Here is a 14,723-nt window from a genome sequence, read left to right as displayed (position 1 = left end):
AACCATGCCCGACCTGCCCCGCTTCACCGCCGCGGCCGTCCAGGCCGCCCCCGTCTACCTGGACCCGGCCGCCACCGTCGACAAGGCCGTCGCCCTGATCCACGAGGCGGCCGGCCACGGCGCCGCCCTGGTGGTCTTCCCCGAGGTCTTCGTCCCCGGCTACCCGTACTGGAACTGGACGATGAACCCGGTGCAGGGCTCGCCCTGGTACGAGCGCCTCTACCGCGCCGCCGTCGACGTCCCCGGCCCGTACGTCGACACGCTGCGCGCCGCCGCCCGGCAGGCCGGCGTGGTGCTGGTGATCGGCGTCAACGAACGCGGCCGGCACAGCCTCGGGGTGCTCCACAACACCCTGCTGATCATCGGCGCGGACGGAGAACTCCTCGCCGTGCACCGCAAGTTGGTGCCGACCTGGGCCGAGAAGCTGACCTGGACGCCCGGCGACGGCAGCTCCCTGCGGGTGCACCGCACGGCCGTCGGCCCGCTCGGCGCGCTCGCCTGCGGCGAGAACACCAACACCCTGGCCCGCTTCACCCTGCTGGCCCAGGGCGAACTCGTCCACGCCGCCAGCTACATCGCCCTGCCGGTGGCCCCCGAGGACTACGACATGGCGGAGGCGATCGCGCTGCGCGCCGCCGCGCACTGCTTCGAGGGCAAGCTGTTCACCGTGGTCTCCTGCTCCACCATCTCGCCCGAGATGGTGGACCTGATCGCCGGCGACGACCACCAGGTGCGCAAGCAACTCGCCCGCCCGCGCAGCGCGTTGTCCGGCGTCTTCGGCCCCGACGGACGCCCGGTGGGCGAGCCGCTGGTGGACGAGGAGGGCATCGTCTACGCCGAGATCGACCTCGGCCGGTGCATCCAGCCCAAGCAGATGCACGACATCGTCGGCCACTACAACCGCTTCGACGTCTTCCGGCTGCACGTGGACAACCGCCCACTGCGGCCGCTGGTGTTCCCGGAGGAGCAGGCATGACCAGCCACGACGGCACGACCGACCGCCACGGCACCACCGACCCCCACGGCACCGCCGACCAGGGGCGCACGGCCGACCACGACGACGACCAGCCCGGCCGCGCCAGGGTCACCGACAGCCCCGAACTCACCGCCTACTACGAGGAACTGGCCGAGCACGAGGCCGGCGCCCTGTGGACGGTGGCGAACGAGATCGAGCCCTGGTACCCGCAGCCCAAGTCGGTGCCGGTGCTCTGGCGCTACGCCGACCTGCGCCCGCTGGTCCGCAAGGCGCTGCCGCTGGTCAAGGCCGACGACGCCGGCCGCCGGGTGGTGATGCTGGTCAACCCCGGGCGCCGCGAACTGAGCGCCGCCGTCGGCCTGCTGTACACCGGCCTCCAGATCATGGGCCCCGGCGAAGCGATGACCGCGCACCGCCACCAGGCCGCCGCCCTGCGCTTCGTCCACGAGGGCACCGGCGCCTGGACGGTCGTGGACGGCCAGAAGCTCAGGGTCGGCCCGCGCGACTTCGCCATCACGCCCAACAACTCCTGGCACGAGCACGGCAACGAGTCCGACGACGCCCCGGTGATCTGGCAGGACGGCCTGGACATCCCGCTGGTCAACATGCTCGACGCGAACTTCTACGAGGTCCACCCGGAGCTGTACCAGCGGCCCGGCCCGGTGGTGAACTCCTCGCTGCTGAGCTACGGCGGCAACCTCCTCCCGTACGGCGTCGAGACCTGGAGCAGGCCCTACTCCCCCCTGCTCGGCTGGCCCTGGGAGCCGAGCTACCACGCGCTGTGCCGACTCGCCCGCGCCACCGGGGGATCGCCGTACGACGGCGTCATCATGGAGTACACCAACCCGGTCACCGGCGGCCCGGTGATGCCGACCATGGCCGCCCACCTGCAACTGCTGCGCCCCGGCCAGGCCACCCGCGCCCACCGCCACACCGGCTCGGTGGTCTACACGGCGGCCAAGGGGCGCGGCGTCTCGGTGATCGCCGGGCGGCGCTTCGAGTGGCAGCAGGGCGACGTCTTCGTCGTCCCGTCCTGGGCCTGGCACGAGCACGCGAACCTCGACCCCGGCGAGGACGCCTGCCTGTTCTCCTTCAACGACTTCCCGGTGATGCACTCGCTCGGCCTCTACCGCGAGGAGGCCCACCCGGCGCACGACGGGCACCAGGGCCCGGCCTGACCCGCCGGACACGCCTCCCACCACCGCCCGGCAACCCCGAGGAGCCCCGACCATGCACCTGTTGACCTACTGCGCGGACGGCGACGAGACCCCGCGCCTCGGCGCCCGGCTCGGCGACCAGGTCGCCGACCTGACCGCCCTCGCCACCGCCGCCGGCGCCCGGCTGCCCGACGGCCTGCTCGACCTGGTCCGGGCCGGCGAGGCCGCGCTGGCCACCGCCCGCACGCTGCTGGCCCACGCCGGGCCCGGCCACCCCGCCGTCCGCCCGCTCGCCGAGGTCTCGCTGCGCGCGCCCCTGCGGCCCGGCAAGATCGTCGGCGTCGGCCTCAACTACGTGGAGCACGTCGCCGAATCGCACCGCACCCTGGACACCGATCGCGAACTGCCCGACCGGCCGGTGCTGTTCAGCAAGCCCGCGACCGCCGTCACCGGCCCGGGCCAGCCCATCCGGCACAACGCCGACCTGACCAAGCAGCTCGACTGGGAGTGCGAACTCGCCGTGGTGATCGGCGAACCGGCCTTCCGGGTGGCCGAGCGGGACGCCTGGCGGCACGTCTTCGGCTACAGCATCGTCAACGACGTCAGCGCCCGCGACCAGCGCCGCTCCGGGCAGTGGTTCTTCTCCAAAGGGCAGGACAGCTACGCGCCGTTCGGCCCGGTCGTGGTCACGGCCGACGAGATCCCCGACCCGCAGGACCTCGACCTCTCACTCAGGGTCAACGGCGAACTGCGGCAGGACTCCAACACCCGCCACATGCTGTTCGGCATCGCCCGCCTGATCGCCGACATCTCCTCCGGCGTCACCCTCGAACCGGGCGACGTGATCGCCACCGGCTCCCCGTCCGGCGTCGGCGCCGGCCTGGTGCCGCCGCAGTTCCTCCAGCCCGGCGACCTGGTCGAGGCCACCATCGAGCGAATCGGCACCCTCGCCAACCCGGTGGTCGACGCCCGCTGAGCGGAGCACCCCACCCCGGCCAGCTCCCGAGAGGAGCCCCAGCACCCCATGACCACCTACCGGATCGGCCAGATCGTCCCCAGCTCCAACGTCACCATGGAGACCGAGGTCCCCGCCCTGCTGCGGGCCCGCGAGGCGGTCGCGCCCGAGCGGTTCACCTTCCACTCCAGCCGGATGCGGATGACCAGGGTCACCCCCGAGCAACTGCGCGCCATGGACGCCGAGTCCGACCGCTGCGCGGCCGAACTCTCCGACGCCCGGGTCGACGTGCTCGGCTACGCCTGCCTGGTCGCCGTGATGGCCACCGGCCCCGGCTACCACCGCGAGGCCGAACAGCGCCTGCACCGGCGCACCGCCGAGAACGGTTCCCCCGCCCCCGTGGTCACCAGCGCGGGCGCCCTGGTGACCGGCCTGCACACGCTCGGCGCCAAGAAGGTCGCCCTCGTCACCCCGTACCTGCGGCCGCTGGCCCGGACCGTGGTCGACTACCTGGCCCACGAGGGCATCGAGGTGCTCGACTACGCGGCCCTGGAGATCCCCGACAACCTCGACGTGGCCGCCCACGACCCGGCGCGGCTCCCCGCCATCGCCCGGCGTCTCGCCCACGCCGAGGCCGACGCGGTGGTGCTCTCGGCCTGCGTGCAGCTGCCCTCGCTGTCCGCCGTCGAGGAAGCCGAACAGCAGCTCGGCAAGCCGGTCGTCTCGGCGGCGATCTGCACCGCCCACCAACTGCTGCGCGCCCTCGGCCTGCCGGCCGTCGCCCCCGGCGCCGGGCACCTGCTCTCCGGCGCCTACGCCCAGGCCTGACGCCGGGCTCCCACCGCTATGATCACCACGAGCTGCCGGGGAGGAGGCGCACCATGTCGGAGAGCACGACCCGGCCCAGCTCGCTCATCCACACCGTGTACGGCGAGTTCGTGCGCCGCCTCGGCGGCTGGATCTCGATCGCCGACCTGATCGCGCTGATGGCCGAACTCGACGTCGACGGCCCGGCGGTGCGCTCGGCCATCTCCCGGCTGAAGAAGGCCCGCACCCTGTTCCAGGAGCGCCGCGACGGCACCGGCTACCGGCTCGCCCCGGCGATGGGCCCGGTCTTCGAGGAGGGCGACCGCCGGATCTTCCACAGCCTGGAGCCCGCCGAACTCGCCGACGGCTGGGTGGTCGCGGTCTTCTCGGTGCCCGAGTCCGAGCGCGCCCACCGCCACCAGCTGCGCTCCCGGCTGAGCTGGCTCGGCTTCGGCAACGCCGCCCCCGGCGTCTGGCTGGCGCCCGCCCGGCTGCTGCCGGACGCCCGGCGGCTGCTGGAGCGCCTCGGGCTGAGCGCCTACGTGCACCTGTTCCTGTCCGCCGAGTACGCGGGCTTCGCCGAACTGCGCACCGCGGTGGCCGGCTGGTGGGACTTCCCGGCGATCGAGGCGCAGTACGCGGCCTTCGACGACGCCTGGCGCCCGGTCGCCGCCGAACTGCGCGGCCGGCCGCGGGTCGACCCGGTCGAGGCGTTCCGCGACTACGTCCCGATGCTCACCCAGTGGCGCCGGCTGCCCTACCTGGACCCGGGCCTGCCCGAACCGCTGCTGCCCGCCGACTGGAACGCCGTCGCCGCGCGGGCCGTCTTCACCGAGCTGCACGCGCTGCTCGCCGAGCCCAGCCTGCGGCACGTCGAGAAGGTCACCGGCCTGTCGGCCGGCGCCCCACCCCACCAGGAGCCGCGATGACCGACCCCGCCCCCGCCGACCTCCTCGTCCGCGCCGCCGCCGTCCACACCCTCGTCCCCGGCCGGCCGCCACAGCGGGCGATCGCCGTCACCGGGGCACGGATCACCGCCCTGTCCCCCGACCCGCACGGCCTGGACGACCTGGTCGGACCGGCCACCGAGGTCCTGGACGCCCCCGCCGCGACGGTGCTGCCCGCCTTCGACGACACCCACACCCACCTGATCCTGGCCGGCCACAGCGTCCACGGCGTCCCCGTCCACCGGGCGCGCGACCTCGCCGCGTTCCTCGGCCTGATCCGCGAACGCGCCGCCCGCACCCCGCCCGGCCAGTGGATCCACACCACCGTCAACTGGCAGGAGGTGCTGCTCGCCGAGCAGCGGCTGCCCACCACCGCGGAACTGGACGAGGCCACCGCCGACCACCCCGTCCTGGTCCGCCGCGGCGCCTACAACATGGTGCTCAACTCGGCCGCGCTGCGCCTCGCCGGCATCACCGCCGACACCCCCGACCCGCCCGGCGGCCTGCTCGAACGCGACGACCGGGGGCGACTCACCGGGCGGCTGGTCAACAAGGCGGTCGAACTGGTCGAGCGGGTGCTGCCGCGCCCCGCGCTCGCCGAACGGGTGGCCGGCCTGCGCGCCGCCTCCGCCGACTACGCCGCCACCGGCATCGGCACCGTCCGCGACTGCCTCGTCCCGGTCGAGGACCTCGACGTGCTGCTCGCGGCCCGGGCCGCCGGCGCGCTCGCCGTCCGGGTCCGGGCGCTGGTCTCCGGCTTCGCCGCCCGCACCCCCGAGCAGGTCGACGAGCTGCTGGACCGGATGGACGCCTGGCGCGCCGCCGGCGAGGACGACGACCTGCTGCGGCTGTGGGGGGTGAAGTTCGGCATCGACGGCGGCTTCGAGGCCGGCGCGCTGGAGGAGCCGTACCAGGACCGGCCCTGCTACCACGGCCGGCTGCTCTGGGAGCCGAAGGAGCTGGTCGCGGCCGTCGACCGGGTGGTCGGGCGCGGCTGGCGGGTCGGCGTGCACGCCTGGGGCGACCGCGGCCTGCGCACCCTGCTGGACGTCTTCGAGGAGGTGCTCGGCCGGCGCCCCGGCCTGCCGCCCGGCACGCTGGTGGTCGAGCACGGCGGACTGGCCCGGGCCGACCAGCGGGCCCGGGCGATCGCGCTCGGCATCCCCGTCACCGTGCAGCACCCGCTGCTGCACGACGGCGCGCTCGCCCAGCAGCGGGCCTGGGGCGAGGAGCGGACCGCCGGGATCTTCCCGCTGCGCGAATGGCTCGACGAGGGCGCGTTGCTGGCCGCCGGCTCGGACTTCCCGGTCGGCCCGTACGGCGCGATGGTGTCGGTGTGGGGCATGACGACCCGCCGGACCACCGCCGGGGTGGTGGGGCCCGAGCACGCCGTCGACCGGGCCGAGGCGGTCGCGCTGCACACCGTCCACGCGGCCCGGCTGATGGGCGAGAGCCCCGAACGCGGCAGCCTGCGGCCGGGGGCGCTGGCCGATCTGACGGTGTGGCCGGTCGATCCGCTGAGCTGCCCGGTGGACGTGCTGCGCGAGCTGCGGCCCGAGCGCACGGTCGTCGGCGGGCGGACCGTCCACCCGGCCCAGGCCTAAGGACCGTCCGGCCGGACCTCCTGGAGCAGCCCCCAGGTGAAGTCGGCGGTGCACCGGCGCGCCCGCCCGTCGGCGTCCGGGGCGGTGAAGTCGAGCTGGAAGCGGGTCGGCGCGCTGCCCTCGCGCGGCCGGGCGGGCGGGAACGCGGCGCCCAGGTCGGCGACCACGCAGCTCCACGGCGCGAGGTCGGCGAGGGTGCGCAGCCCGGGCGCCGGGGCGTCCGGTCCGCGCACCAGCCACTCGTTCAGCAGCGGCCGCCCTGCCTGCGCCGGACCGAGCAGGCTCTCGAAGCGCAGCTCCGGCCAGAGCGGCAGCGCCCACTGCCGCGCGGTGCAGGCGAGGTCCCCGATCCGGCGCGGCACCACCGCCTGCGGCGGGCCGAGGACGGCGGCGCAGCGGTCGGCGCCGCGCGGGAACCGGGGCGAGCGGACCATCGCCTGCCAGCGCTTGTTCGCCTCCCGCATGGCGGCCCGGGTCGCGCCGAGCCGCCGCACGGCCTGCTCGACCGGTTCCGGGTTGAAGTCGGCCATCCGGCGCAGCAGCACGAGCTGGAACTCGGTGGCCCCGAAGCCGTGGATCGCCATGGCAGCAGGGTAGTGCCCGGGGCGTGGCACCGCCCTGCCGCCGAAGGGTTCGACCGCCGAAGGGGTCGACCGCCGGGGCCGTCAGCCCCCGACGTAGGCCGCCAGGTGCTCGCCGGTGAGGGTGGAGCGGGCGGCGATCAGGTCGGCGGGCGTGCCCTCGAAGACGATCCGGCCGCCGTCGTGGCCGGCGCCCGGGCCGAGGTCGATGATCCAGTCGGCGTGCGCCATCACCGCCTGGTGGTGCTCGATGACGATGACCGACTTGCCGGAGTCCACCAGCCGGTCGAGCAGCCCGAGCAACTGCTCGACGTCGGCGAGGTGCAGGCCGGTGGTCGGCTCGTCGAGGACGTAGACGCCGCCCTTCTCGGCCATGTGGGTGGCCAGCTTGAGCCGCTGCCGCTCGCCGCCGGACAGCGTGGTGAGCGGCTGGCCGAGGCTGAGGTAGCCGAGCCCGACGTCGGCGAGGTTGGCGAGGATGCGGTGCGCGGCCGGGATGCGCGCCTCGCCGGTGCCGAAGAACTCCTCGGCCTCGGTCACCGGCATCGCGAGCACCTCGCTGATGTCGCGGCCGCCGAGGTGGTACTCCAGCACCGAGGCCTGGTAGCGCTTGCCCTCGCACTCCTCGCAGGTGCTGGCCACGCCGGCCATCATCGCCAGGTCGGTGAAGACCACCCCGGCGCCGTTGCAGTTGGGGCAGGCGCCCTCGGAGTTGGCGCTGAACAGGGCCGGCTTGACGCCGTTGGCCTTCGCGAAGGCCTTGCGGATCGGCTCCAGCAGTCCGGTGTACGTCGCCGGGTTGCTGCGCCGGGAGCCGCGGATGGCGCCCTGGTCGACGGACACCACGCCCGCGCCCGTGGGGATCGAGCCGTGCACCAGCGAGCTCTTCCCGGAGCCGGCGACGCCGGTGATCACGGTCAGCACCCCGAGCGGGATGTCGACGTCGACGTCGCGCAGGTTGTTCGCCGTCGCGCCGCGGATCTCCAGGGTGCCGTTCGGCTCGCGCACCGCCTTGCGGACGGCGGCCCGGTCGTCGAAGTGGCGGCCGGTGACGGTGCCGCTGGACCGCAGCCCCTCGACGGTGCCCTCGAAGCAGACCGAGCCGCCCGCCGTCCCGGCGCCGGGGCCGAGGTCGACGACGTGGTCGGCGATCGCGATGGTCTCCGGCTTGTGCTCCACGACCAGCACCGTGTTGCCCTTGTCCCGCAGCCGCAGCAGGAGTTCGTTCATCCGCTGGATGTCGTGCGGGTGCAGGCCGGTGGTGGGCTCGTCGAAGACGTACGTGACGTCGGTGAGCGCCGAGCCGAGGTGCCGGATCATCTTGACCCGCTGCGCCTCGCCGCCGGACAGCGTGCCGGAGGGCCGGTCGAGCGAGAGGTAGCCCAGCCCGATCTCCACGAACGAGTCGAGGGTGTGCCGCAGGGTCCCGAGCAGCGGCGCCACGGCCGGCTCGTCGAGGTCGCGGACCCAGGCGGCCAGGTCGCTGATCTGCATCGCGCAGGCGTCGGCGATGCTGGTCCCGCCGATCAGCGACGACCGGGCCGCCTCGCTGAGCCGGGTGCCCCCGCAGTCGGGGCAGGCGGTGAAGGTGACCGCCCGGTCGACGAACGCCCGGATGTGCGGCTGCAGCGCGTCCCGGTCCTTGGTGAGCATCGACTTCTGGATCTTCGGGATCAGCCCCTCGTAGGTGAGGTTGACCCCGTTGACCTTGACCTTGGTCGGCTCGCGGTGGAGGAAGTCCTGCATCTCCTTCTTGGTGTACTTGCGGATCGGCTTGTCCGGGTCGAGGAAGCCCGAGTTCGCGTAGATCCCCACCGTCCACCAGCTGTCGGTCTTCCAGCCGGGGATGGTGATCGCGCCCTCGGAGATCGACTTGGTGTCGTCGAAGAGCTGGGTCAGGTCGATGTCGGAGACGCTGCCGCGGCCCTCGCAGCGCGGACACATGCCGCCGGTGATGCTGAAGCTGCGCCGCTCCTTGACGGTCTTCCCGCCGCGTTCGACGGTGACGGCGCCCGCCCCGCTGATCGAGGGGACGTTGAAGGAGAACGCCTTGGGCGAGCCGATGTGCGGCTGCCCGAGCCGGCTGAAGAGGATCCGCAGCATCGCGTTGGCGTCGGTGGCGGTGCCGACCGTGGAGCGGGGGTCCGCGCCCATCCGCTGCTGGTCGACGATGATCGCGGTGGTCAGCCCCTCCAGCACGTCGACCTCGGGCCGCGCCTGGGTCGGCATGAAGCCCTGGACGAAGGCGCTGTAGGTCTCGTTGATCAGCCGCTGCGACTCGGCGGCGATCGTGTCGAACACCAGGGAGCTCTTGCCGGAGCCGGAGACACCGGTGAACACCGTCAGCCGCCGCTTCGGGAGCTCGACGCTGACGTCCTTGAGGTTGTTCTCGCGCGCACCGTGCACGCGGATCAGGTCGTGACTGTCGGCACCGGGTGCCGCCGGCGGCTGCGCGGCCGTCCTCGTGGGCTTGCTCATCGTCTTCCCCATCTGTGCGGCGGAGCCGCCGTCGCGGTGGCTGATCGTCGGCCGCCGCACCGGGGAGGGGAGCCCCGTCCACCGGTGCCGGCCAGGCATGGCGGAAGCCTAACCGCCGTCCCGAGGACGGCCCGGCGCCGGTGGGCCCGCGGATCGGCGTCCGGTACCGGCCGCACGGCGTGGCACGATCGCAGGGCGGCCGGACGGGGGGAGCCCGCCCGACCGCCCCGGTCGGCCTCAGTCCTTCACCACGCCGGCCGGCGTCAGTCCTTCACCGCGCCCGCCAGCCCGGACACCAGCTTGCGCTGGACCGCGATGAAGAAGATCAGCACCGGCACCGTCATCAGCGTCGACGCCGCCATGATGCCGCCCCAGTCGTTCTCGTCCGGCTTGAAGAAGACCAGCAGCGCGGACGGCAGGGTCTGGTTCTGGGTGGCGCTGATGATGAAGGTCTTCGCGAAGACGAAGTCGTTCCACGCGGCGATGAAGGAGAACACGCTGGTCGCGGCGAGGCCCGGGGCCACCAGCGGCAGCAGGATCCGCCACAGGATGCGGGTGCGGCTGGCGCCGTCGATCTGCGCGGCCTCCTCGATCGACACCGGGACGGCCGCGACGAAGCCGCGCATCATCCAGATGCCGAACGGCAGCGAAAACGCCAACTGCACCAGGATCAGCGAGGCGAGGGTGTTCAGCCCGATGCCCGGCGCGAACCGGCCGGCGTCGCGGAACATGAAGAACAGCGGGATGGTGAGCGCCTCGACCGGGATCATCTGGGCGATCAGGAACATCACCATGATGGTGGTGCGGAACCTGAACCGGAACCTGGTCACGGCCACCGCCGCCAGGAACACCACGACGGCCGAGAGCACCACCACCGACACCGCGATCACCAGGCTGTTCACGAAGTACCGGCCGAAGCCGTCCACGCTGAGCACCTGGCGGAAGCTCTCCAGCGTGGGGTGCGCCGTCCACGGCTTCGGGTCCAGCGACCGCACCTCGCCCTTGGGCTTGAACGCGGACAGCACCATCCAGAAGATCGGGAAGGCGGTGACCACGGCCAGCACGATCGCGCCGGTGTTGGCGGCGAGCCGCCAACGGCCGCGGGTGTTGCGGGTGGTGCGGCTCCGGGTGGTGCCGGTCCGGGAGTCCCGGACGGGGTTCAGGGCGCTCACAGTTCGTTCCCCGTCCGTCGCAGGGTGCGGATGTAGAGGACCGTCGGGATCACCAGGATCAGCAGCATGATCACGCCGATCGCCGCGCCGAGCCCGTACTGCGAGGAGGCGAACGCCTTCTGGTACGCGTACACGTTGAGCACCAGGTTCTGGCCGGCGATGCCGCCGCCCTCGGTCATCACGTAGATCTGGGTGAAGACCTTGAAGTCCCAGATCACCGACTGGATCACCACGATGGTCAGGATCGGCCGCAGCATCGGCGCGGTGATCCGGCGGAAGGTCGTCCAGGTGTTGGCGCCGTCCAGGGCGGCGGCCTCCATGATCTCCTCCGGGATCGCCCGGATCCCCGCGTAGAGGGTGACCATCACGAAGGGGAAGGAGTGCCACACCACGACGGCGCCGACGATCAGGAACGCCGTCCACTTGTCGTAGAACCAGTTGAACTCGTGGAAGCCGGTGAGCCCGAGCTTCACCAGCGTGTGGTTGACCAGGCCGAGGTTGGTGTCGAACAGGAAGCTCCACACCGTCGAACCGGTCATCGCCGGAGCCGCCCAGGCCGCCATCGCGGCGGTGGTCAGCACCAGCCGGGGCCACCGCCCGACCTTGGTCAGCAGGACGGCGAGGGTCGCGCCGACGGCCAGGGTGGCGACCACGCAGAACGCGGCGAAACCGACCGTCTGCAGCAGCACCGACCAGAACTGGCCGTCGCTCAGGATCTTCGAGTAGTTGCCGAAGCCGACGAAGGAGGTCGGGGCGCCCCCGGAGGCCTGGGCCTGCCCGAAGTCCAGCACGGACAGCAGGCCCAGCTGGTAGATCGGGTAGGCGACCAGCGGGATCAGGATGACCGCGGCCGGCAGGAGCAGCAGCAGCGGGGGCCGGCGGCGCCGGCCGCCCGAGGGTGCGGCCGGCGCCGTGCCCCCACGGCGCCCGCGCGGGGAAGGCGGCGCCGTCGGGGCGGTCGTGGTGGATGCGGACACGTGCGGGACCTGCTCTCTTCCGCGGACCAGGAGGTCGGTGCGGGACCAGGAGGTGGTACGGAACCAGGGGTTGGTACGGGGGTTGGAGGCGGGGCCGGGGTCGGAGGCGGGTGCGCGGCCGCCGTCAGTGCGCGGCGAAGGCCGAGGTGATCTGGTTCGCGGCGTCGCCCGAGGCCTTCGCCACGTCCGCCTTGCCGGTGACCACCTGCTGCAGCATGGTCGGGATCACCGCCTGGGCGTCGATCTGCGCCCACGCCTGGTCGAGCGGGACGAACCTGGTGCCGGCCGCGATGGTGTCGGTGAACGGCTTCAGGAAGGCGTCCTTGGCGGCGACCTTGCCGCTGACGGACTTGAGCGTCGGCAGGTTGCCCATCGCGTCGTACATCTGCTCCTGGTACGCCGGGCCCGCCAGCAGTTCGGCGAATTCGAGGGCGAGCGTGCGGTGCTTGGCCGCCTTCATCACGCCGAGGTTGTTGCCGCCCGCGAACGCCGGGGCGATCGAGCCGGCCTTCTCCCCGGGCAGCGGCACCACGCCGTACTTGCCCTTCACCGGGCCCCCGTCGACCTTGCTGCGGCTGGAGTTGGGCAGGATCGCCATCGCCGACTTGCCGGCCGCGAACAGGTCGACGGTCTTGCCGCCGGTGAGGTCGGCGCACTGCTGGGCGGGGCAGCCGTCGGCGCCGAAGAGATCGGTGTAGCGCTTGATCCCGGCCTGCGAGGCGGGCGAGTTGATGGCCGCCTTGTACGCGGAACCGTCCTTGGCGGCGATGTCGCCGCCCGCGTCCCAGACGAACGGCAGCGCCCCGAAGGTGTACTTGCCGCCGACGGCGATGCCGAAGGTGTCCGGGTTCGCGGCGTGGATCTTCTGGGTGGCGGTGACAAGTTCGGCGTACGAGGTCGGCGGGGTCAGCCCGGCCTCGGTGAACAGGTCGCTGCGGTAGTAGAGCGCGCGCACGGCGACCCACCAGGGCAGGCCGTACGTCTTGCCGTCCACCACGGCGGTCTTGACGATCGCCGGGTCGAGGTCGCCCTTGTCCTGCCACTTGTCGAGGTCGGCGCCGATCTCGGCGAGGCCACCGGCCGCGACGTAGCCGGGGAGGTCGGTGTTGCCGAACTCGACCAGGTCCGGGGCGCTGCCCGGGTCGTTGAAGGCGCCCTTCATCTTGGCCGCGCGGGCGGAGGCGTCGGTGTCGATGTAGCTGACCTTGACGGTGACGCCCTGGTGGGAGGCCTGGAACTCGCTCACCGCCTTGCCGACCACGGCCTCCTTGGCCGCGTTGCCCGCCTCGTTGTACAGCCAGACCTGGAGGGTGCCGGTCCGGTCGTCGGCCGCCTTGTCGCCGGCCGGCGCGGCGGTGCCCGGCGCGCAGGCGGTCGCGGCGAGGCAGCTGGCGGCGAGCACGGCGGCCGCGGCAGTCCGTCTGATGAGTCGCATGGGTGGAGAACCTCCCCTCCCGACAGTTGCCGCCGAGACGTGCGCCGCTGGGGACGGGTACGTCGAAGCAGGCCCTGACCGGGGCCGATGGTGGGTGTGGGTGGAGGACGGCCCGGACGCGTTGGGGGGCGTCCCGGGCAGGCCGGTACGGGGGTACGGCAGGGCGGACCGTTCGGGTGGGGCGGCGTCGCCTGCTCGATGGCAGGGACGTTAAGCGCGGGCGATCGGCGCCAACAAGAGGGGGTTCGGGAAGTTTTGCACTGCACAACGTTGTGTCGAAGAAGCGGCGTTGCGGACGCGAACGGGTACCTTCTGACAACCGCCGCCGTCGAGCGGGGGGAACACCGGCAGCACGCGGCAGCAGCACACGGCTGCAGTACACGGCAGTGGCACTCGACAGCGGAACGAGACAGGGACGGACCACCCATGACGGAGACGGGGCCCGACGCGGAGACCGAGCGGCCCGCGGGCACGGCGGCCGACAGACCCACCGGCGCTGCGGCCGAACGGCCCTCGGGCGCGGCCGCCGGGCGCAAACCCGCGACCGAGCGCAACCAGTCGTCCTCGCTGCGCCGCGCGCTCGCCGTCCTCGGCCACGTCCGCGACCACAGCGACGGGCGCGGCGTCCCGCTCGCCCAACTCGCCGAAGCGCTCGGCCTCAACAAGAGCACCGTGCTGCGGCTCGCGGGCCCGCTGCTCGACGAGCACCTCCTCGACCGCGACCGCGAGACCGGCTGGTTCCGGCTCGGCCACGGCTCACTGCGCCTCGGCCAGGCCTACCTCTCCACCCTCGACCTGCGCAGCGTCGCCGCCGAACACCTGCGCCGACTCCAGCGCGAGGCCGGCGAGACCGTCCACCTGACCGTCTGGCAGGCCCCCGGAATCGTCTACCTGGACAAGGTCGAGGACGAGACCAACGTCCGCATGGCCTCCCGCGTCGGCAGCCGCGCCCCCGCCTACTGCACCGCCACCGGAAAGGCCATCCTCGCCTGGCTGCCCGACGAGGCCGTCACCGAGGTCGTCGCCGCGGGCCTGCGCCCGGTCACCGCCTGGACCATCTCCGACGAGACCCGGCTGCGCGCCGACCTCGCCCGGATCCGCGCCCGCGGCTACTCCATCGACGACCGCGAGAACGAACCCGAGGTCCGTTGCGTCGCCGCACCGATCTTCGACCACGCCGGCGAGGTCACCGCCGCCCTGTCGGTCTCCGGCCTGACCTCCCGCATGACCGCCGCCCGCGTCCGCGCCCTCGGCCCCGTCGTCGCCCAGGCCGGACTGCGGATCTCCCGCGAACTCGGTTCCGACCGCCAACCGTCCTGAGCCCCGGCCCCGCCCAGGCCCAGGCCGGGGCTTCCGGGCTTCCGGGCTTCCGGGCTTCCGGGCTTCCGGGCTTCCGGCCGGGGCTATTCCGAGGGCAGCAGGACCCGCTGCTCCACCGGGGAGGAGAGGATCACCGACGTCGTCGTCCGGCCGAGCACGGAGATCGCCTCCCCAAAAGCAAACAAGGCCCGGCACCTTTAGAAAGGCACCGGACCTCATCCGACAATTGGAGCGCCAGGCCCGGATCGCACGGACTCTTCCTACTGAAAGTAGGACGTGCTCTGGTAGCACCACTGACGCCTGACGAGGAATCA

Annotated in this window: 12 protein-coding genes; 7 read left to right on the top strand and 5 right to left on the bottom strand. The window is 72.9% G+C overall.

From position 1 onward, the window contains the following. Positions 1–4: 4 nt before the first annotated feature. From AB0O19_RS19395 to AB0O19_RS19370, 6 genes are read left to right on the top strand one after another with little or no spacing between them, the layout of a single operon-like run. Positions 5–976: a carbon-nitrogen hydrolase family protein gene (locus tag AB0O19_RS19395; RefSeq protein ID WP_363620931.1), complete on the top strand. Its 972-nt coding sequence runs from the start codon at positions 5–7 to the stop codon at positions 974–976. Continuing rightward, positions 973–2,154, top strand: coding sequence for a cupin domain-containing protein (locus AB0O19_RS19390; protein ID WP_363620929.1), 1,182 nt, complete (start codon positions 973–975; stop codon positions 2,152–2,154). Before AB0O19_RS19395 ends, AB0O19_RS19390 begins: the two co-directional genes overlap by 4 nt. 52 nt (positions 2,155–2,206) lie before the next feature. After that, positions 2,207–3,109 carry a fumarylacetoacetate hydrolase family protein gene (locus AB0O19_RS19385; protein ID WP_363620927.1) on the top strand — a complete coding sequence of 301 codons (903 nt, stop codon included), beginning with the start codon at positions 2,207–2,209 and terminating at the stop codon, positions 3,107–3,109. A 48-nt stretch (positions 3,110–3,157) separates the two neighbouring features. Beyond that, positions 3,158–3,916, top strand: coding sequence for an Asp/Glu racemase (locus tag AB0O19_RS19380; RefSeq protein ID WP_363620925.1), 759 nt, complete (start codon positions 3,158–3,160; stop codon positions 3,914–3,916). A gap of 53 nt (positions 3,917–3,969) precedes the next feature. Continuing rightward, complete coding sequence (locus tag AB0O19_RS19375) at positions 3,970–4,824, top strand: PaaX family transcriptional regulator C-terminal domain-containing protein (protein ID WP_363620923.1); 855 nt, start codon at positions 3,970–3,972, stop codon at positions 4,822–4,824. Then, complete coding sequence (locus AB0O19_RS19370; protein WP_363620921.1) at positions 4,821–6,446, top strand: amidohydrolase; 1,626 nt, start codon at positions 4,821–4,823, stop codon at positions 6,444–6,446. Before AB0O19_RS19375 ends, AB0O19_RS19370 begins: the two co-directional genes overlap by 4 nt. Here the strand turns inward: AB0O19_RS19370 and AB0O19_RS19365 are convergent. From AB0O19_RS19365 to AB0O19_RS19345, 5 genes are all read right to left on the bottom strand, one after another. Then, on the bottom strand, positions 6,443–7,030 hold the full coding sequence (locus AB0O19_RS19365) for a hypothetical protein (RefSeq protein WP_363620918.1): 588 nt from the start codon (positions 7,028–7,030) through the stop codon (positions 6,443–6,445). The two genes, AB0O19_RS19370 and AB0O19_RS19365, sit on opposite strands and share 4 nt — an antisense overlap. A gap of 81 nt (positions 7,031–7,111) precedes the next feature. Then, positions 7,112–9,505 (bottom strand): excinuclease ABC subunit UvrA, encoded by a 2,394-nt coding sequence (locus tag AB0O19_RS19360; protein WP_363620916.1) that lies wholly within the window; start codon positions 9,503–9,505, stop codon positions 7,112–7,114. A 263-nt stretch (positions 9,506–9,768) separates the two neighbouring features. After that, complete coding sequence (locus tag AB0O19_RS19355) at positions 9,769–10,572, bottom strand: carbohydrate ABC transporter permease (RefSeq protein WP_063351601.1); 804 nt, start codon at positions 10,570–10,572, stop codon at positions 9,769–9,771. Between the two features lie 101 nt (positions 10,573–10,673). Continuing rightward, a complete protein-coding gene (locus tag AB0O19_RS19350; RefSeq protein ID WP_063350256.1) occupies positions 10,674–11,654 on the bottom strand; it encodes a sugar ABC transporter permease in 981 nt (326 codons plus the stop codon). A 124-nt stretch (positions 11,655–11,778) separates the two neighbouring features. Then, positions 11,779–13,089, bottom strand: coding sequence for an extracellular solute-binding protein (locus tag AB0O19_RS19345; protein WP_363585231.1), 1,311 nt, complete (start codon positions 13,087–13,089; stop codon positions 11,779–11,781). 426 nt (positions 13,090–13,515) lie between these two features. Here AB0O19_RS19345 and AB0O19_RS19340 point away from each other — a divergent pair, with 426 nt between their 5' ends. After that, positions 13,516–14,409 (top strand): IclR family transcriptional regulator, encoded by an 894-nt coding sequence (locus AB0O19_RS19340; RefSeq protein WP_079136066.1) that lies wholly within the window; start codon positions 13,516–13,518, stop codon positions 14,407–14,409. Positions 14,410–14,723 lie beyond the last annotated feature (314 nt).

Origin of the sequence: Kitasatospora sp. NPDC091276 (assembly GCF_040684355.1) — a bacterium.
Classification (GTDB): Bacteria; Actinomycetota; Actinomycetes; order Streptomycetales; family Streptomycetaceae; genus Kitasatospora.
Note: the sequence above shows the minus strand (reverse complement) of the source record. Positions and strands in the feature narration are given on the sequence as shown.